The 19,015-nt window shown below is 41.5% G+C and carries 20 protein-coding genes; 14 read left to right on the top strand and 6 right to left on the bottom strand.

What is annotated here, in order from left to right; all coding sequences use genetic code 11:
* The first annotated feature begins 29 nt into the window (after positions 1 to 29).
* From RIH33_RS16330 to RIH33_RS16280, 11 genes are all read left to right on the top strand, one after another.
* Positions 30 to 824, top strand: coding sequence for a hypothetical protein (locus RIH33_RS16330; protein ID WP_406654950.1), 795 nt, complete (start codon positions 30 to 32; stop codon positions 822 to 824).
* Positions 825 to 971: 147 nt separating this feature from the next.
* The gene (dndC, locus tag RIH33_RS16325) at positions 972 to 2,264 is read left to right on the top strand and encodes a DNA phosphorothioation system sulfurtransferase DndC (protein WP_406654949.1); all 1,293 of its coding nucleotides are present in this window, start codon (positions 972 to 974) and stop codon (positions 2,262 to 2,264) included.
* A gap of 1 nt (position 2,265) precedes the next feature.
* The gene (locus RIH33_RS16320; protein ID WP_406654948.1) at positions 2,266 to 4,404 is read left to right on the top strand and encodes an AAA family ATPase; all 2,139 of its coding nucleotides are present in this window, start codon (positions 2,266 to 2,268) and stop codon (positions 4,402 to 4,404) included.
* Positions 4,397 to 4,780, top strand: a complete 384-nt coding sequence (locus RIH33_RS16315; protein WP_406654947.1) for a DndE family protein — start codon at positions 4,397 to 4,399, stop codon at positions 4,778 to 4,780. The genes RIH33_RS16320 and RIH33_RS16315 overlap by 8 nt, the downstream gene beginning before the upstream one ends.
* 3 nt (positions 4,781 to 4,783) lie before the next feature.
* Complete coding sequence (locus RIH33_RS16310) at positions 4,784 to 5,584, top strand: restriction endonuclease (protein ID WP_406654946.1); 801 nt, start codon at positions 4,784 to 4,786, stop codon at positions 5,582 to 5,584.
* A 2-nt stretch (positions 5,585 to 5,586) separates the two neighbouring features.
* Positions 5,587 to 7,731, top strand: coding sequence for a DEAD/DEAH box helicase family protein (locus RIH33_RS16305; RefSeq protein WP_406654945.1), 2,145 nt, complete (start codon positions 5,587 to 5,589; stop codon positions 7,729 to 7,731).
* 3 nt (positions 7,732 to 7,734) lie between these two features.
* A complete protein-coding gene (locus RIH33_RS16300) occupies positions 7,735 to 7,962 on the top strand; it encodes a hypothetical protein (RefSeq protein WP_406654944.1) in 228 nt (75 codons plus the stop codon).
* A complete protein-coding gene (locus RIH33_RS16295; protein ID WP_406654943.1) occupies positions 7,943 to 9,946 on the top strand; it encodes an AAA family ATPase in 2,004 nt (667 codons plus the stop codon). Before RIH33_RS16300 ends, RIH33_RS16295 begins: the two co-directional genes overlap by 20 nt.
* Before the next feature lies 1 nt (position 9,947).
* Positions 9,948 to 10,346, top strand: a complete 399-nt coding sequence (locus RIH33_RS16290) for a hypothetical protein (protein WP_406654942.1) — start codon at positions 9,948 to 9,950, stop codon at positions 10,344 to 10,346.
* 10 nt (positions 10,347 to 10,356) lie between these two features.
* Entirely contained in the window at positions 10,357 to 10,917 is a 561-nt protein-coding gene (locus tag RIH33_RS16285) for a hypothetical protein (protein ID WP_406654941.1), read from the top strand.
* Positions 10,904 to 12,214 carry a DGQHR domain-containing protein gene (locus tag RIH33_RS16280; protein ID WP_406654940.1) on the top strand — a complete coding sequence of 437 codons (1,311 nt, stop codon included), beginning with the start codon at positions 10,904 to 10,906 and terminating at the stop codon, positions 12,212 to 12,214. Before RIH33_RS16285 ends, RIH33_RS16280 begins: the two co-directional genes overlap by 14 nt.
* A gap of 15 nt (positions 12,215 to 12,229) precedes the next feature.
* On the opposite strand, the gene RIH33_RS16275 is transcribed toward RIH33_RS16280, so the two are convergent.
* Positions 12,230 to 13,387, bottom strand: a complete 1,158-nt coding sequence (locus tag RIH33_RS16275; protein ID WP_406654939.1) for a cysteine desulfurase family protein — start codon at positions 13,385 to 13,387, stop codon at positions 12,230 to 12,232.
* Positions 13,388 to 13,406: 19 nt separating this feature from the next.
* Here RIH33_RS16275 and RIH33_RS16270 point away from each other — a divergent pair, with 19 nt between their 5' ends.
* Entirely contained in the window at positions 13,407 to 13,859 is a 453-nt protein-coding gene (locus RIH33_RS16270) for a hypothetical protein (RefSeq protein ID WP_406654938.1), read from the top strand.
* A gap of 215 nt (positions 13,860 to 14,074) precedes the next feature.
* On the opposite strand, the gene RIH33_RS16265 is transcribed toward RIH33_RS16270, so the two are convergent.
* The 3 genes from RIH33_RS16265 to RIH33_RS16255 all read right to left on the bottom strand — a co-directional run bounded on the left by RIH33_RS16265 (position 14,075) and on the right by RIH33_RS16255 (position 14,940).
* Positions 14,075 to 14,248, bottom strand: a complete 174-nt coding sequence (locus RIH33_RS16265; RefSeq protein WP_406654937.1) for a hypothetical protein — start codon at positions 14,246 to 14,248, stop codon at positions 14,075 to 14,077.
* A 27-nt stretch (positions 14,249 to 14,275) separates the two neighbouring features.
* On the bottom strand, positions 14,276 to 14,605 hold the full coding sequence (locus tag RIH33_RS16260; RefSeq protein ID WP_406654936.1) for a hypothetical protein: 330 nt from the start codon (positions 14,603 to 14,605) through the stop codon (positions 14,276 to 14,278).
* A gap of 113 nt (positions 14,606 to 14,718) precedes the next feature.
* The gene (locus tag RIH33_RS16255; RefSeq protein ID WP_406654935.1) at positions 14,719 to 14,940 is read right to left on the bottom strand and encodes a helix-turn-helix domain-containing protein; all 222 of its coding nucleotides are present in this window, start codon (positions 14,938 to 14,940) and stop codon (positions 14,719 to 14,721) included.
* A gap of 436 nt (positions 14,941 to 15,376) precedes the next feature.
* Between RIH33_RS16255 and RIH33_RS16250 the strand changes: the two genes are divergently transcribed.
* Together RIH33_RS16250 and tnpA are read left to right on the top strand one after the other, a co-directional pair.
* Complete coding sequence (locus RIH33_RS16250; RefSeq protein ID WP_406654934.1) at positions 15,377 to 15,799, top strand: HU family DNA-binding protein; 423 nt, start codon at positions 15,377 to 15,379, stop codon at positions 15,797 to 15,799.
* A 353-nt stretch (positions 15,800 to 16,152) separates the two neighbouring features.
* Positions 16,153 to 16,605, top strand: a complete 453-nt coding sequence (gene tnpA / locus RIH33_RS16245; protein ID WP_406654933.1) for an IS200/IS605 family transposase — start codon at positions 16,153 to 16,155, stop codon at positions 16,603 to 16,605.
* Between the two features lie 331 nt (positions 16,606 to 16,936).
* On the opposite strand, the gene selD is transcribed toward tnpA, so the two are convergent.
* Positions 16,937 to 17,962, bottom strand: a complete 1,026-nt coding sequence (gene selD, locus RIH33_RS16240; protein WP_406654932.1) for a selenide, water dikinase SelD — start codon at positions 17,960 to 17,962, stop codon at positions 16,937 to 16,939.
* A complete protein-coding gene (mnmH, locus tag RIH33_RS16235; RefSeq protein ID WP_406654931.1) occupies positions 17,962 to 18,972 on the bottom strand; it encodes a tRNA 2-selenouridine(34) synthase MnmH in 1,011 nt (336 codons plus the stop codon). The genes selD and mnmH overlap by 1 nt, the downstream gene beginning before the upstream one ends.
* Positions 18,973 to 19,015 lie beyond the last annotated feature (43 nt).

Raw genomic sequence — 19,015 nt, 5'->3', positions numbered from 1 at the left:
TCTCTTTCCCGAATATAAATACCACAAACATGAAATCATTCCTCCTGTTAGCGGCCCTTTTAGTACTGTCCACAGTCGCTTCAGCTCAGATCCTAAAAGTCAACAAAGGGAGCATCGACTCTGACTCCTCTGGCTACTTCATGGGGAGCACCAGTGTGGACTTCAACCTGAACAATAAAAGCGCGACCGCCGAGCAGAGCATCACCTACACGGGACTGGAGGCAGATGCCGACCTGGTGTATGTAGGGCAACGCCATGCCTACATCCTCATCAACCAGCTCAACTACTTTAAGTCCACCGGTGGGCCTTTGATCAGCACGGGCTATGCACACTTCCGTACCAACTTTTTGCGCAAGCAGCCACTCTCCTATGAGCTCTTCACCCAGGTGCAGTATGACGGGGGGCGGAAGATGCCCCTGAGGTATCTCCTGGGAGGAAACCTCCGCATCAAAGTGGCCGCCACCACCAGCTCCCGTTTGTTTGTGGGCATAGGGATGATGTATGAAAAAGAAAACTGGAAAATGCTCACCGATGAAAGCCAGATCATCCACAAAGACCTCCTGAAGTCTACGAACTACATCAGCTATAAGCAGGCCTTCAACGAGCATGTGAACATCAATGTGATGGCCTACTACCAGGGTGGCTATGATCGTGATGCGAAGGTATTCAGAAGCAGGATCAGCGGAGAGGCCGTGCTGAATGTGAAACTCACCAACCTACTGACCTTCAATACGTCTTTTGCGGCTCAGTACGAAGACCACCCCATCATCGCCATCAATAAGCTGGTATACTCCCTCACCAACGGGTTTAAGTTTTCGTTTTGAGGGTGGCTCAGGAGCGCTGTCTAGTACGCAATCTTGAGTTATTCCATATGTTGCACTCTCCCCCCTTTATGGTATTTTTGGAAATGTGAATGCGTTATTCGAAAACGCTTCGTATTTTACTATTTATTTTAAAAACCCACCGATCCCGTGAGTACATTTCTAGAAATAGAATCCGAAATAACTTCTCAATACCTATACGATGATAATCCAAGACCATGGATAGTTGGTTTCAGCGGAGGAAAGGATTCCACAATGTTGCTTCAACTTGTTTGGTATTCCATCAAACAAATTCCAGCTGAACTTAGGAAAAGACAAGTCTATGTGGTCTGTAATAATACACTTGTGGAAAACCCAAAAATTCTCAAGTATACAGAAGAGGTGTTGGATAAAATTGAAAAGGCGGCGGTAAATCAATCTATGCCCGTGATGGTGGTAAGGACTACACCTAAACTAGAAGATAGCTTTTGGGTCAACCTAATAGGTAAGGGATATCCAGCCCCAAATAATGCATTCCGCTGGTGTACGGAGCGACTTAAAATAAATCCAACAACAGAATTTATTAAGAACAAGATCAGTGAGGTAGGTGAAGCTATTATTTTACTCGGAACGAGGAGTGAAGAAAGTGCTTCTCGTGCTCGTAGTATGAAAAAGCATGAAGTTGAGGGACAAAGGCTTAGAAAGCATGTCCTACCAAATGCCTTTGTCTATGCTCCTATTAAGGATGTAGTAGTAACTGAACTATGGCAATATCTAAATCAGGTCCCATCCCCATGGGGAGCAAATAATAAAACCCTCAATGCTCTTTACAGAAATGCCAATAGTGGTGATTGTCCACTTGTAATTGATGATACCACTCCTTCATGTGGGAAAAGTCGCTTTGGATGTTGGGTATGTACAGTGGTGAGTCAAGATAAATCCATGGATGGACTTATTCAGAATGGGGAAGAATGGATGGAGCCATTAGCTGAATTAAGAGAAATGCTTGTGGAATACAGAAATGATCCGGATTGGAGACAACCAACTAGAAGGGACGGCTCGGAAGGCGTGGGGCCATATACGATAGAGAAAAGAGCTTACATCCTGGAAACCCTTTTAAGAGCACAGAAAGAGGTTCATGAAACTGAACCTGATATCAGTTTGATCAATTATCAGGAATTAGTAGCTATTCAAGTTACGTGGTATAGAGATAACTATTTTAAATTCAGCGTTGCGGACATTTATAATCGAGTATATGGTACCGAGCTTACAGATCATGATTTCAAAGACCACTTGATTTTTGAGAAGGAGATACTGAAAGAATCATGTGCCGAGTCTCCTGATGATTACCAGCTTATTAACGAGTTACTTGAGCTTCAAAAGGCAAAAACTATTATGGTTAGAGCCAGAGGTCTGCAAAATGATCTGGAAAACAGACTTGAACAATTCGTAAAATCAAATTGAGATGCTGATAGATAAAATTACCTTAAAGGATTTTAGAATTTATCAGGGCATTAATGAGATTTCATTTCTTCACCATCCTGAAAAAAATGTAACAGTCATTGCCGGAAATAATGGATTTGGTAAGACTACATTTCTGACCTCTTTGGTTTGGTGTCTTTATGGTAAGCTCATGACTGATGTAGATGAGCGGTTTAGAAGAGAAATCTACGAAAGTGGTGGATACAAACGTTTTTGTAGAAAATCCATCAATAGAGCTACCTGGTTAAGTTCCGAGAAGGAGAACCTGAGAAATCGATTGGTTCAATTACGAGGAAGGGAAAAAGATCAGACTGAGATGCAGATTGATGCATTCAATACTTTTAGTGTAAGTGTTGTCATATCAGATATTTTCATTCCATCGGTACCATGTAACAAAGTAGAAGTCATAAGAACATTTAATGCAGAATCGGAAGAAGAAACTGTAGAGGTATTAATTGATGGGCGGGTAAATGAATTGACTAAGGAAGTAGGTTCTGAGATATTTATTCACGATTTCATTATGCCCAAAGAGATCGCTAAGTTCTTCTTCTTTGATGCTGAGAAAATAGTGTCATTGGCTGAAATACGCACGATTGAAGAGAAAAGAGAACTGAGCAGAGCTTATACCGAGGTTCTGGGAATTAAGAAATATGAAGATCTTAAACGAAATCTCGAGAATATTAGGTTCAGACTCAGGCGTAGTGAGGCTAGCGATGATGACAGGGTTCAGTTAGAGAAGCTAAACAAGGCCATTACGGATAATGATAAACTTCAAAGTCATTATCGAGAAACCCTGGAGTCGAAGAGAGAAGAGTATGCAAGAAAGCGCGAGGAGATAGAAAAGTTACAAGAGAAACTTATTCGAGAGGGTTCTTCAATAAGTTTAGAGGAACTAGAAGACCTAAAAGTCTTGAAAGAAAATACAGCTACTGAATTCAAAAATGCTTCTCTAAAGTTTAAAGAATTCTTAGAAATGGCACCTTTTGCTATTGCCTCAAAAAAATTAGGGCAGGTGAATAAATACTTATTAAAAGAGGAGGAAAATCAGGCCTCTAACTTATCCTCAGAGTACCTTAAAAGTAAGGTCAATTCAATTGAGCGTGCAATAGCAAAGAACAGTAAGAATTTGGGTATTGACCATGATGTCAGGAAAAAGCTGGTAGATATTTTGCTTTCAGAATTGATTGTGTCTGGTGATCAGAATTTCAAACCATTATTAGACTTTACATCTGAGCAGACCAACCGGTTTCGAGCACTGTATGATAATGTGCAAAATGCTTATGCCTCTCGATTCAAAGCTTTGGTTCAGGACATGAAACTGAAGCAAAGCTCAATGGCTATCCTGGTGAGTAAGTTGGCTGATGCTGAGACTAAGGAAGATGATGTAGTCATACAAGAAATTCGAAGGCATAAGAAGATACTCGAAGATGACATTCAAGAAGTGGAAGAGGAAATCGTGAAGCTGAGGGTGAAGCTAGAGTCTCAGGTAAATGAGTCGAAAACCCTTCATAAACGACAGTCTGAACTCAGTAAACGGGTGAATGTGGCTACTATTGATACACAAAAAGATGAAGCTGCTGCTCGATTGATCAAGGAATTGAAGGTGTTTTTGGAGCGACTGAAGGAGAAGAAAAAGGAATCTTTGGAATCTAAGATATTGACTGAGCTTCAACGCTTGATGCATAAGCAGCACTTTATTGATCGTGTAGAAGTCGTATTGGAGGAGGATTTATTGGATATCGAGTTTTACGATGCTCAGGGGCAAATCATTAATAAGGATGGATTATCTAAGGGTGAGCAGCAATTGTACGCTACCGCTCTTTTGAAAGCCCTGGTAGATGAGTCCAATATCAAGTTTCCAATCTTCATAGATAGTCCGCTGCAAAAATTTGATCAGCAGCATGCGAATAATATCATTAAAGACTTTTACCCTTCCATTTCTGAGCAGGTAATCTTATTGCCATTGTTAGAAAAGGAACTATCACATAAGGAATATCAAAACCTTTATCCACGGGTATCAAAGACCTATTTAATCAGAAATAGAGATAAGGATTGCTCTGCTTTTGAGGCTTGTAAGCCTTCTGAATTGTTTGATGAAATAAAAGCTGAATCTCATGTTTAATACCATCAAGACCTCCAGAGAAAATAAAGAGCGTGTGATTCACCTTACCCGAAAGTTGAATCTTGGTGCAGAGAATGTTATTGCTCGCTTAGCTCTTACCTATTCATTGGCGCAAGATCGAATGGTCAGTCTGTCAGATGTGCAGGATTCTCAAGGGAAAGAATATAGCTACAAGGTATTATTTGGAGACTATGGGGACTATTATCTAGCCATGCTTTGTGTCCATTACAATCTACATATTTCAGATAAGGATTTGGCCAGATATGTCAAGATGCATATTGATGATGGCCTTGAGTTGCTCGATTCCGAGTTTCAGAAGTCTTCTGGTAATGGTATAGATTTTTTGATTCAAAAGATTGATCAGGGATTATCGTAAACAATGAAAAGACGAACGATTAATCAGGCAATAGAAGAGGCTCTTAAAAGAGAGGGGATACCTCTGAGGGCTAAAGAGCTCTATAATAGGATTGTGGAAGATGATTTATACAGGTTTAAAGCAATCAACCCTGAACATATTGTTCGTACCCAACTAAGAAGGCATAGTATTAATCTTGATTTTCCCACTGCTCATAAATCAAAACATTTCGTTTTTCTTAAAGATGGTACATATTGGTTAAAAGGAGTAGATCATCCAACTCTTCAAGACCAACAGAAACCTCAAGCTAAGAAAGTGGCTAAATATGAGGAAATAAGAGAGCTGCATAAAAAGTATTTAGTCAATTTCAAGCATTCCATTTTAAGTCAATTGGGTGAAATAGATCCGTTGGAGTTCGAGCACTTTTGTAGGAAGCTGTTGGCTGTATATGGATTTAGAAATATGAAAGTAACTCAAAAGTCCAAGGATGGGGGCATTGATGGGTATGGAGAGTTGAGAATTGGTCTTGCCACAATGCAAGTAGCTTTCGAATGTAAGCGATGGTCAGCCACCGTTGGAAGACCTAAGATCAGTCAATTCAGAGGAGATATTCAAGGTAAGTTTCAACAAGGTATATTTTTCACTACTTCAAGGTTTTCGCGGGAGGCCAAGGACGTGTCGTTTCAAGCAGGAGCTGTTCCGATAATTTTGGTGGATGGAAATGGCATAGTAGAGCTAATGATAGAGAAAAGATTTGGAGTTGAAAGAGAAGATTTGCCAATTTATACAAATGCCATGGATTTGGTACTCCAGAATAATGAATAGCTATGTTAAGAGACGCTGACTTTAAACCGGTATATGCTTCAGGTGAATATGAGCCAGCTGAGTTCTTTATAGAAGCTCTTGTTAATAGTAATTCATTTGATCTTGGTTTAGGTTATTTCAGTTCTAGTGGGTTTAGAGCACTCTCAATTGGATTTGCTTATTTTCTTAAACGGGGTGGTAAAATGCGAATCATCGTAAATAACATTCTCAGTGAGGAGGATAAGAATGCCATATTAAAAGGACAACAAAGAGATATAAAAGCAAACCTTGAAAAGGGAGTAATCAATGATATTCTGAAGCTAAAAGATGTTTTATCTAAATCTGATGAGCATTTTTTTAATTGTCTTTCCTGGCTGATTGCAACGAATCGATTGGAGATTAAAGCCACTATTCCGAAGAGAAACAAATCCGGTATTGTCCACCAGAAGTTTGGAATTTTTGAAGATCAAACTAATGATCAACTTGCTTTTACAGGGTCTATTAACTTTTCTGCTAATGCGCTTATCAACAACGTTGAGTCTTTAACATGCGATTATTCCTGGAACGACAGCTCAGTCAGTAAAGACAGAATAACTCATTTTAAAGATTTGTTCCATAAGACCTGGATGGGTTTTTCGGATGTTGTTGAGATAATTCCGATGGAAAAAACCAAAGCCATTATTCGAGGAGAATTCCCGATAAAAGACCTTGATCAGTTGATTGAGGACGAACTGAGTTTAATTCAAGAATTTTCTACGGGTTATGAGTTGCCTGAATCTTATCAAAGAAAAGTTGATGAACTGATAAGTAAACTCGAGCCGACTACTTTGAAGATCAAGTCCTCTACAGAACTTCCAAAACTTAGAGAGTATCAAGAAGGTGCAATAAAAGCATGGAAGGATAATGGATATCAAGGCATGCTGGCAATGGCCACTGGAACAGGAAAGACCTTTACCGCACTTGCTGCTACATGGGAGCTTATTAGGGAAAAAGAACGCCTATTTATTATAATCTCGTGCCCTTTTATCCACCTAGCGGAGCAATGGTGTCATGAAGCGTTAAAATTTGGTTTAGACAGTATTTTAGTTGGTGAATCCAGGGATTTGTGGGAGGAAGAAGCGGCCAGACAGGCCCAACTCTTCAGAAGAAAAAGGATAGATCGTGTGGTGTTGATTACTACAAATGCCTCTTTTTCTTCACCAGTATTTCAAAAAATTATAGGTCCATGCATTGAGGAAAGTCTTTTGATTATAGACGAAGCTCACTATGCGGGAGCGTTTTCGATCAGACAATTATTACCAACAGGTTGCTCGTATAGGTTGGGCCTAAGTGCAACTCCTGAACGGCACGGTGATGTAGAGGGAACTCTGGCCCTATTGGACTACTTTGATAAGATCGTTTTCGAGTTTCCGATCAAGGATGCCATTGGTCGCTTTTTGACACCTTACTATTATTACCCAATTCCAGTTGAATTAACTGAGGAGGAGTTTGCTGAATACTGTTCCCTTAGCGATCAAATTGTCCGCTTAGTGGGTAAGGACGATTTGGATAGTAAAGAGAGGTTGGAAAAGCTTGCCATCAAGAGAGCAAGAGTTCAGAATAACTCTACCAATAAGGTGAAATGGGTAAGAGAGAATATTCAGGATAAACCTTTAGATTTTAGTCTGTTTTATGCCGGAGATCAGATTTTTGGACCAATAAAGGAGTTGTTAGGAAAGGACTTCAAGATCAAGCTTCATGAGTTTACATCCAGGCAGAACAGGAAGAAGCGCAGAGAATTATTGAAAGAGTTTGGGGAGCAAAAAATCCAATCATTGATGGCTATGAAATGCCTTGATGAAGGAGTGGACGTGCCTCCCACACGTGTGGCGTTTTTTTTAGCATCCTCAGGAAATCCACGAGAGTTTGTTCAGCGGAGGGGAAGAGTTTTGAGAAAGCACCCTGGAAAAGAGCATGCAATTATCTATGATCTGGTTTCAATGCCGCCTCAAAGGTTTATTGTGGAGGGAAGGAATAGCAAGTCTTTTCATGCTGTAAAAAGTGCGTTTACCAAAGAGTATAAGAGAGTGCAAGAGTTTTCAAGTATGGCCATCAATCAATATGATTCTATGAATCAATTGTACGCAATGGCGGATCAATTAGATTTATTAGATATTACGAAAGATTAATTAATGAAACGGAATAACATTGGTCGTTTGGAAGAAGTCCTCAATCAGATAGAGGATGAAAAGGTGCGGGAAATTGTGAGGGGTGTTTTTAAAGTTGAAATAAGTTATAGGTCAACTGAGAGAGTGAATTTTCCATGGCAGAGAATAAGGGATGTCATTGAAGGGGTGGCCAGAACCTCGCAATTACAGTTGGAAGATAAACCGCATGCGAATGAAGCTACAAAGAATTGAGATTGAAAACTTTGCGTCATACTACGCAAAGAGTGATCCTATCTATCTTGATACTGATCCCAAGAAACCGCTTATTATTTTTATTGGAGGTACAGGATTCGGTAAAACCTCGCTATTTGATGCTATAAACTGGGCTTTATATGGAGAAGAGTATGAAAGTGACTTGTTAAAGGTAAAGGAGCGTAGTATTGTCGATTATTTGAACGAGACTGCACTGAGTGAAGCTGCAAATGATGATGTTCGACTTAATATGTCCGTTACGTTGTATTTTGAGCATGATGGTGATAATGGTTTAAAAGAATATTATATCAAGCAATCATTGCTACTACAACCTAAGAAGGATAAAGAGGGCAGTATTTCCGCTCAAATAGTTGATCGAAATCACAATCTCAAGGAAATCACTCCACAGGGAGATCATGAGACTATTCCATACACTCGTACTTTCTTAGATGAGATATTACCCAATAATGTAAAAAGTTATTTTCTGTTTGATGGTGATAGGATACACAATCTTGCCAAGCCTGGAAACAGTCAGGAGGTGCAGGATGCTATCTATAGAGTGGTAGACCTAGAGATCGTTCGGAATGCTTGTGAGCATCTTCAAGAAACAGCAATCTGGTATGGGAAAAGAGCTGCAAAATCTGCCAAAGGAGAGTTGGGAGAGGTTGAAAATGCTTACAGCCAAGAGCTTAAATTTCAAAATGATCTAAAAACCAAAATTGGAGATATAAAGAAAGAGCGTCAGGCCATTAAGGATCAAATTGAGTTGATCGATGCTAAGCTAAAAGATTTGCCAGAGACAAAGACTTTGCAAGAGCGGAAGAACCAGTTGAATAAAGAGCTGAATCAAAATAGGGAGAATCAGAAAGTACTTAAAAACCAGATGCGGGAAGAGGCATCTAAGGCTTTTCTTGGTTTGGCTAATGTTCCTTTGAAAGAGCTTCGTGATTTGCTAAAGGAAAAAAGAGCCAAGGGGGAAATTCCCAAGCACATTAGGGAGACTTTTTTTCAGGATCTATTTGATCAGGAGGAGTGTATTTGCGGGACAGAATTTGTGGCAAAAGAAGGGAATCCAGTTTATGATACTTTAATGATCCGGTTGGCAAGTGAGAAGAACAGATCGGCAGAGGAGGATCAGCTAATTGATCTATATCATGTCTTGAATAACGCTGAAAGTATCATATCTAACTCCAGAGAAGAGCTAACGATTAAAGAAGATGGTGTAATTGAACTTGAGAAGGAGGAAAAGAGTCTCGTTTATCAGATTCAGGAAATAGATGCGGAATTGGGCGAACTGCCAATTGAAGATGTCACCATCTTAATGAGTGACAGAAAAAAGAGAAAAGATAGGGATGATGAATTAATTGCCGAACTCAGCACTAAACAGGAAGAGCGGATCAACTCTGAGAAAAAACTGAAAGAGTTAGATGACGAAAGGAAAGCCTTAGGTAAGAAGCAGGAAGAGGCAGGCGCTCAGCATCTGCGAAGTGAGCTGGCCAAACAGGCAGGAGACGTTTTAAATACTTTGTATGATGATTTTGCAGAGAAAAGTCGAAAAACTGTTGAGGACCTAACGATTGAAGAATTTAAGCAATTTGTTATTTCCTCGTCCGGATATCAGGTGGCCTTAAGCAAAGATTACTCACTTGAAGTGCTTGACTCCAATGGGAATAGAGCTTTGCAGCGGTTGTCGATGGGGCAATCTCAATGTTTAAGTCTTGCTTTTATCACAGCTATTTCAAGAGTCTCACGTAAAAATCCTCCGTTGGTGATCGATATGCCTTTTAGCCGACTCGATCACTCGGTTCATGCAGCAGTGTCGCAGCGACTTCCGAACCTTGCAGATCAAACTATTTTATTTCTTATTCCTGAAGTAGAATGGAATAAGACCACACAACCCAACCTATCCAAGTATGCAAAGCATGTCTATGAAATGTATTTTGATGAGACCATGAGGCAAACCACCATAACTGAAGTGAAGTAGTATGAAGAACCTTAGAGTATATATCGATAAAGATAAGCATGAGACTTATGAAAAACTGGTCAAACGAGGTTCAGAAAACCCGGATCATTTCCCTTTTCAAACCATGAAGGATTTGTTCATGCTTTCTGCGTGTCTGGGGTTTAAACATGATGCTTTTGAGGAGATAGGCTCTTCTAAAGATATCTTTAGTTCGGATGTCTTTGATGAGAAAGTAGATATTCCAATGATCATATCCCTTGCCTATGCAAAGGACAAGAATCTGATGAATTTACTGGATGGTAGAAAAGTATTAGATATAGCTCAAGGCTATGCCAATGGTGGAATCGGATATGTGGTAGAGGAGGTTATCAATAACCCTGGCAAGCCTTTGAATAATTTGGTGGAGATGATTTTAGATTAAAAGAATTGAGATGGAATTAATGAATATTCTCTTCACAAAAGATCAGAATGATCTTTTCAAAAGACAAAGAATCGAAAATACAGAGGAAATATGGATATGGAGAACGGTCAATATCTTTGTTCCATCTCTGATAATAATTACGCCTCTGATTATAAGTTCGTTTCTACCACAATCTAGGATTAGTGTTCAAAATCTATTACTAAATGGCTCATTTTCGCTACTTGGAATAAATGTTTTGTTTAGTGTTGCCACTCATCTTATTAACTCTAGTAAATTAAAGGATGAGAAAGTAGAAACTCAAATAATGCAAATTAGAGTTAGACTTATTGTCTATCTATCTGCATTGCTAATTTTTGGTTCAATATTTTATGTCCTTCAAATAGCGTTTCAAATTGATTCTTATGGCAAAATGATCACCGTAGGCATTGGATTTCTTATTTCTAGTTTTTTTTCCATCGGAATTAGTGAAAGGACATTCTTGATTCGAGATGACTTAGTAGGCAAGCCTTTTAATGATGAAATTAATTCAGGTGTCGAACGTTTAACTAGAAGTCTTGATGACCTTCACTAAGAGTAATATAATTGAAGCCAGAAAGGTTGTTCAGAACAATCAGGAGTTTCTAATCGGAACCTTCCAAATAAGACAAATTAGAAAGTTTACTCGATTTACTGAACATCTTATTGTTGGCTATGAAGATGTTGAAGAAGGTGATGTCGCTATTGAAGGGAAACGGCAAGTTATCCCTATTTACAACCCTGAGATCCAAAGAAAAACTAAAGCAACGAAAGTTGAAGGTATTGCGGACTTTCTAATAAATGACCCAATGGCAATGTTTCCGACTAATATTGTCATAGCTATCCCCAATCAGGTTATTGAATCTTATGAAGAAAAAAATAAAGGAGTTAAAATTATTTTAAGTGATTTGGTTGAGACGGAGTTAACCAAGCCAAATGGCGATGTTTACCTTACGGTAATAGATGGTCAGCATAGAATAAGAGGAATTGAAAGAGCAATTGAGAAGATTGAAGCTGAACTGAATACAATTGAAAAGGTAATCCAAGATGCGAATAGCAAAGAGGAATGGGAAAAGAAAAGAGCACGGTTTTCTTTACTAAAGAAAAGATTGCTAGACTTTGAATTACTAGTTACCTTCTTTATTGACCCAACCTTAGAGTATCAAGCGATGATTTTCGCAACGATAAATAAGACACAAACCAAAGTCCCTGAAAATTTAGTATTCAGTCTATTTGGGTTAACTAAGGATGATTCTCCTCAGAAAAGTTCCTTAGAAATTGTTCTAGCCTTGAATGGAATAGATAAGTCACCGTTTTCTAATAGAATTAAACTTGTAGGCGGGAACTATGCTAAAGGAGTAAATGTACCTTTATCGCAAGCAACTATGGTCAAATCAATCCTATATAATATTTCAAACAATTATCGAGAGGCCGAGATTGATAGATTTAAGAAGCGATCAGATTTAAAACCAAATCCAAAAGGATTAATTTTTAGAAAGTATTATGCCAATAATGAAGATTTTAAAATAATAAGAATTTTGTATTCATTTTTCAGTGCCGTTCAAGATGTCTTTATTGATGAAGGTGGTAAATCATTTTGGAATATAACAGGGCACGAAGTTTCAAATATTCTGCATACGAATGTAGGATATCAGGCATTAATTAGAGTTCTAATCTATATTTTACCTAAAATAGATGAAGAAAACCGGGATAAAAAAGAAGTTTACTTCGATATATTGAAGCCTGCCAAAGTTGTCAATATTGGAGATAGTGGAGTAGAAAAAAGATATCCCTTTACAAGCTCAAGTATTTCAATACTGTCAAACGACATTATAACAAAGTTAGGAATATAGTGATTTGTGCCTCTCTTAAATTATCAATGTTCTTAAGATATTCACAGTAGCACCTATAGTACTTGCGCAATTGTTGATATCAGAGTGAGTCGAAAACCTACCCAGGCTAAACCTCAAGCTGGAATATGCATCTTGTTCATTTAGTCCCATTGCAGTTAGTACGTGTGACGGCTCGACTTTGGTGGAACTACAGGCAGAACCATTAGAAACAGCAATGTTGTCAAGTCCTGCTATGATTGCATCTGCATCTGCTCCTTTAAAACAGATGTTCGAGACATTGTAAAGCCTATTTGTAGGGTGCCCGTTGAGCACTGTATCGGACATTTCAAGAAAAGTTCGTTCGAGCTGATCTCGTAGCTCTTTTATTTTCTCCTGATCACTTTTCATTTCCTGAAGTGCTATTTCTGCAGCAGCTCCCAAACCTACAATTCCGGGGACATTGAGCGTACCACTACGCGCTCCTCGTTCATGGCCACCACCATGGATCAATGCATCAAGTTTGACCTTAAATGGTCGTTTACTCCTCAAGTACAAGCCACCGACACCTTTCGGTCCATAGAACTTATGGGCAGAGAAAGCCATGATGTCAATGTTCATTTCTTTTACATTAACAGGCATTTTCCCTACTGCCTGAGTAGCATCTGTCATGAAAAAAGCATCCTTCTGGTGTGCCAATTCAGCAATCTCATTGATCGGTTGAATAACCCCAGTTTCATTATTGACCAGCATTACGGATACAAGGGCTGTATCCGTTCTTATTGCTTTTTCCACTTCCACTAAATCAACTATACCATATTGGTCAACTGGTAGATAAGTAACTTCTACGCCTTTTGATTCCAGGTATTTACACGTGTCCAACACAGCCGGGTGCTCTGTGGATACTGTAACTATGTGTGCTCCTTTTTCTTTATAGAATTCTAAGACTCCTTTTATTGCAGTATTGATTGCTTCAGTGGCTCCTGATGTAAAGATCACCTCACTTGGGTCTGAACCTATTAAAGAGGCTATTTTTTCTCTCGCTGACTTCACAGCCCTACTTGCCTCTACACCTGGTCTATGATTACTTGCAGCATTGGCATACAGATTGGTAAAATATGGCATCATCGCCTCCAAAACCCGTGGGTCTAAAGGTGTAGTAGCGTTGTGGTCGAGGTAGATGATTTCTTCTTGCATTTTGCCTAAATTCACTTCTATGACGAAGGAAGAACTAATAGAAAAGTTTCAGAATATAAAAGTACATAAGAGTAAAGGAAAGATATCGGTACACAAGCCTCTTTTGATCTTATTAGCTTTGAAGGCCTTCAAAGAAGGGCAAAAATCCATGCCCTATGAAGAGATCGCTCCAACATTGAATAGACTCATTAAAGAAATTGGAAATGCCCCATCTCCAAGGGCCAACTATCCCTTTGTGAGATTAGTCCATGACAAAATCTGGTCCCTGAACAAGCAGCAGCTTGTTGATGATTTCCATGGGGAAGATCCTACAGGTAAATTCCTTGTTGAAAACAAGGTTAGCGGAGGGTTTACCGCAGATATTCAAAACAATTTGACTAAAAACCCTGAGAACATCGAAATATTAAATGGAGTGGTAACAACTGTTTTCTTTGAGAAGGAATTACATAAAAAATTGGAGACGCTCCTTTAAGGTTTTCTTAGTATTTATCGTTTAGCCCACTTTTTGATTTTCCTTCATCAAATAAATGTTCAACCCTAAATCATTTCAAACATGGCTAAAAGTGGAAACAGACCGCCAAACGCTCCAAGCACGAAACCCGGAAAACCATCGGGTGGAGGAAGAGAAAACAACCCTCCCAGTACTAAAAAGTGAGTTTTTGAAGGTGTCCCGAAAGGGCACCTTTTTTATTTCTTTTCAAATTCAGAGAAAACATCACCAGCATCATACAAATAAGCATTCCCTTTTTTCGTATAGCGAAGTTTACCAGCCATACGCATGTGCATCAGGTCACAGGAAGATATTTTGAGTGCTTTCTGCACTTCTTTGCTTTTCAGACTGGGTTTTTGGTCGTCATTCATGGGTTACTAAGTTGACATTTCGATATTTTAATCCACAGAGGAATTGATCCACCTCAGCAGGATCGTCTTACTATAATCATCTCCATCGAACGTATCGCTAAGATGCATAATAGAACGATCCACGTAAAATTGGGCTGGGCCACTCTTGAAATCCATGTACGAAAACGTAGCAATCTTTTTACCATATCGTGGCACCTCATAATACTCCCATATCGTCCGAATCTTTACATCAAGGCTCGGAACCTGATAAAGCTCCATGTTCCATTCTCCTTCATAATTTAATTCAGTAATCCACTTGGGGAGCCTCTTGATAACTTCATCCCAGCTCCGATAACTTTCTTGAGCTGGAGAGTTCACCCGCATATATTTGATGGCTGAAGAGCATAAATGGAAGATCGGTCTGTACGCTTACTTTGTATAGCTGATGTGATCCCATTATAATAGATTTATAAAGTTTAACAATCAAAGAATCAACCCCCAAAATCCCACAACTCTTTCGGATGTACATCCAACCCTGTCGCAATTTTTTCTAATGTGGAAACTGTAGTGTTCTTTCCACCTACCAGCTTCACCAGGTTAGCTTTTTCAATATTAGACCGGTTGGCCAGTTCTTGAAAAGACAAGTTTCTCTCCTTTCTTAGCTGATTGATCCTCTGACCTATGGCCTCAAAAATTTCCTTTTCATCGGTCATAAGCCAATTGTTATACTAAAATTAAACAATGTCGATGTTGTATACACCACCGTACGTGGTCTTCTTAAATTGAGGACGAACATATAAACACACCAAACTATTCAACTATCTCGCCGTTCTACGTCCGCACCTTTCATGAAGCCACTCTAAGCCTCATATTAACCAACCGCACCCAGCACTCCGAACAACCGTAGGCACACCCCCTGACAACAGGTTGTATAGGGTCAAGCAACCGTATGTAGAACCCCTTACAACCGTATGTGCTGCCTGGAGCCGACGTATCTCTTGTCTAATTGATGAAATTTAGACTTTTTTCCGTGTATTACCATTCTCCGTCATCTTCTGGCACATTCTTTGTTTAATACAATTCAAGTCCACACAGAGCGCTCTCAACGGATTCATTCAATTCTTTTTTCACATTTTAAATACTACAATAATGTCTGTTCATTTCAAAGTAGTGGAGCGCCCGAATCCCAGGGATTTGACGCTTCCCAATAAGTACTATGCCCACATCGTCAACGGTGACGATATCACCTTTGCAGAACTCGCTCAGCTCATCAGTAAGGTTTCCAACCTCAACTATGGATCGGTGGTAGGTACGCTCGCCACATTGGTAGAGGTCATCGAACTGCAACTGATTCATGGTCGTCAGGTACGACTCAGCGACCTTGGTACCCTTTATCTCACTCTGTCTAGTGAAGGGGTAGACAGCAAGGATGGTTTTTCAGCTGCCAACATTAAGAAAGCCGCCATTCGTTTTAGGCCTGGTCAGCGCTTAAAAGCCCTGGTGCGCAATCTCAAGTTTGCCAAGCTGGGAAATAATGGCACAACCGCAGAAGAAGACGAGATCGATGCCTGATGGTGAGTGTTGTTTTTTATTCTGATTGAAGAACCCTGTTCAGCAATGGATGGGGTTTTTGTATGAGCGATACATCTGATCATAATCTTACGCCCCTTCAGGGCTTTCACCTGCTAGTGGTTCAGCACGAAGGACTTTGGCCTTCGTTGGTGATTTTGGCCCTTTCAGGGCTGACACATATTGATAATTTTGATGATGTTATTAACATATTTCCGGGTGATAAGAATAGTAATCATCGAGGCAAAACCTTTAGCTTTGATAAAAGTACATAAGTCCTGAAAGGAGGACAGATGCGAAAGCAGGGTGGCCCTGCGCAGAAACGAAGTTCATAAGTAATATAACCTACCGGCCCTATGGGACAATCACTAGTAAAAAACTACGTGCATATCGTCTTCAGTACGAAGCACCGGCAAGAGCTTATCCACCCTCCGGTGGAAGAGGAACTACACGCTTACCTTGGTGGCATCTGCAAAAAACTAGAGTGCCATCCCATAAAGGTAGGAGGATACACAGATCACATCCATATACTATGTATGCTTTCGAAAAAGACAGCACTCATGAAACTGGTGGAGGAGATAAAATCACATTCTTCCAAATGGATCAAAACGAAGGGGAAAGGTTACGCTGACTTTTACTGGCAGGACGGCTATGGGGCTTTCTCAGTAAACCCGGCAGAAATAGAAGTGGTCGTCAGGTATATAGAGAATCAAAAAGAACATCATTCCAGAAAAAAGTTTCAGGATGAGTATCGCGCATTGCTTAAAAAGTATGAGGTAGCATATGACGAGCGATACGTGTGGTCATAATCTTACGCCCCTTCAGGGCTTTCACCTGCTAGTGGTTCAGCATGAAGGACTTTGGCCTTCGTTGGTGATTTGGCCCTTTCAGGGCTGACACATATTGATAATTTTGATGATGTTATTAAAATAGTTCCGGGTGATAAGAATAGTAATCATCGAGGCAAAACCTTTAGCTTTGATAAAAGTGCATAAGTCCTGAAAGGACGACACATGCGAAAGCAGGGTGTAGCCCTGCGCAGGAACGAAGTTCATAAAATAAGCCACGAAGTGGCGTAATCCCCTGCTGGCGGGCTTAGGGCCTCCACATACAGCGTAAGACCTGTCAAATTTCAGCCTTTCAACCAACCACCACGCCTGCACCTTCCGCCATTGCACCAAATGACTCCAGGTCAAAACCCCGCTCCCGCATCATCGACTCAAAGGCCTCCTGAGCATCTGCTGACACAGTCACCAGCAGGCCCCCGCTGGTCTGCGGGTCGGACATCAGGCGATAGTCCATCCCTTCGGCCAGGGTGATCTTATGGCCATAGCTTTTCCAGTTGCGGTGGGTGCCGCCGGGCGTGCAGTTGAGGTCCAGGTACTTTTGCACAAAGTCAAATCGAGGCACCTTATCCAGTTCAATTTTTGCAGAACATCCACTCGCCTCGCAGACCTCCAGCAGGTGTCCGCCCAGGCCGAAGCCCGTCACATCCGTGAGGGCGTTCACCCCCTCAAAAGCTGCCAGCTCCTGCCCGATCTGATTGAGCTGGAGCATGGTTTGCTTCGCCAGGTCCAGGTCCTTAGGATCGGTCAGTCCTTTCTTCTGAGCAGTAGTCACCATGCCAATGCCCAAAGGCTTGGTCAGGTATAGCAGGTCTCCCGGCTTTGCGGCAGCGTTCTTCTTTACCTGAGTCACCGGCACCCTGCCCGTCACTGCCAGCCCGAAGATAGGCTCCGGGGCATCAATGCTATGCCCTCCCGCCAGGGGAATCCCTGCATCCGCACAAACCTTGCGTCCACCCTCCAGCACCTGGCCTGCTACCTCTATGGGCAGCTTATCTATCGGCCAGCCCAGGATGGCAATGGCCATGATGGGCGTACCTCCCATGGCGTAGATATCGCTGATGGCATTGGTGGCGGCTATGGCCCCAAAATCAAACGCATCATCCACAATGGGCATAAAGAAGTCCGTGGTACTGATGATGGCCGTGGTACCATCCAGGTCGTAGACCGCCGCATCATCCTTGGACTCATTGCCCACCAGCAGGTTCTTGAAAATAGGCATTTTCCGGCCATCCGTGCTGATGATCTTGTCCAGTACCTCAGGGGCTATTTTGCAGCCGCATCCGGCACCATGGCTATATTGTGTGAGCTTGTATTCCATTATATTTTAGATAAAATTTCTTGTGCGATCTGCATGGGGTCGCTGCTAAGGGTCTCTACGTGCAGCCGGATGTGATCCCTTTTTCCTTCAATGGATTTGCCGTAGCGCTTGTCATAGTACTTCAGGATGATCATTGCAGCTTCATGTGCATCGCCATGTTCAATGAACTCCAGTGCTTGTCGGGCTTCCTTTTTCCCCAGCTTTTTCTGAATGCTCTGGGTGGCAATGACCAGCCGCTCCAGGGACACATGGCGGTAGTTCAGCACCAGGTTTTTGACCCGTACAGGCCGGGCCACTTCCAGAAACACATGGGGGCTCTGCTCTTTCTGATGATAGAGTCCGGCGACCAGGTCCACCCGCCCAATGCGCATGGACTCGTCCTCTACCCAGATCCTGCGGGTGCGGTCCAGTTTTCTGAATTCCTCAAACAACCTGTTCTGAAACTGCTCTGAGGTGGGCTGCTCCTCTGACTCCTGCCGGCCAAAAGCGGAACCCTGATGGCACGCCAGGCCTTCAAAGTCTACCATCTGCTCCCCAAGTTCCTGTAGGGCATAGAGTACCTCCGTTTTGAGTGAGCCGGTGTACCCCGTCAGCACCATCAGCGGCAGGGGTTGGTCAAAAAACTCCAGTGCCTCGCGCCGGTACGCTTTGTACCCGCCATTGAGGATGGAAACTTTGAAGCCGTTGGTCTCCAGCAGCATGGCCACGCTGTGCGATCGGTTGCCGCCACGCCAGCAGTGCACCAGCAGCTCCGGCGACTGAAGGCCCTCAGCAAACTCTATGAAACCACTCATTTTCGGTCCAATGAAATCAAGACCCCTTTTGAAAGCGGCCTGGGGGCTCTCCTGCTTAAAGAGCGTACCCACGATCACCCGCTCCTCATCAGACAGCAGCGGCATGTTGAGCGCATTGGGCAGGCGTCCCTGCTCATACTCCACTGGCGAGCGTACGTCGATGATGGGGAGCTTTTCTCCAAGTGAAAGAAATTCCTGTGGATCTATCTGCTTCATGTGGCGCCGCAAATATAGCGCACTCCTTGCAGGAAACAGGCCC

The organism is Marinoscillum sp. (assembly GCF_040222955.1).
In the GTDB taxonomy this organism is placed as follows: domain Bacteria; phylum Bacteroidota; class Bacteroidia; order Cytophagales; family Cyclobacteriaceae; genus Marinoscillum.
Note: the sequence above shows the minus strand (reverse complement) of the source record. Positions and strands in the feature narration are given on the sequence as shown.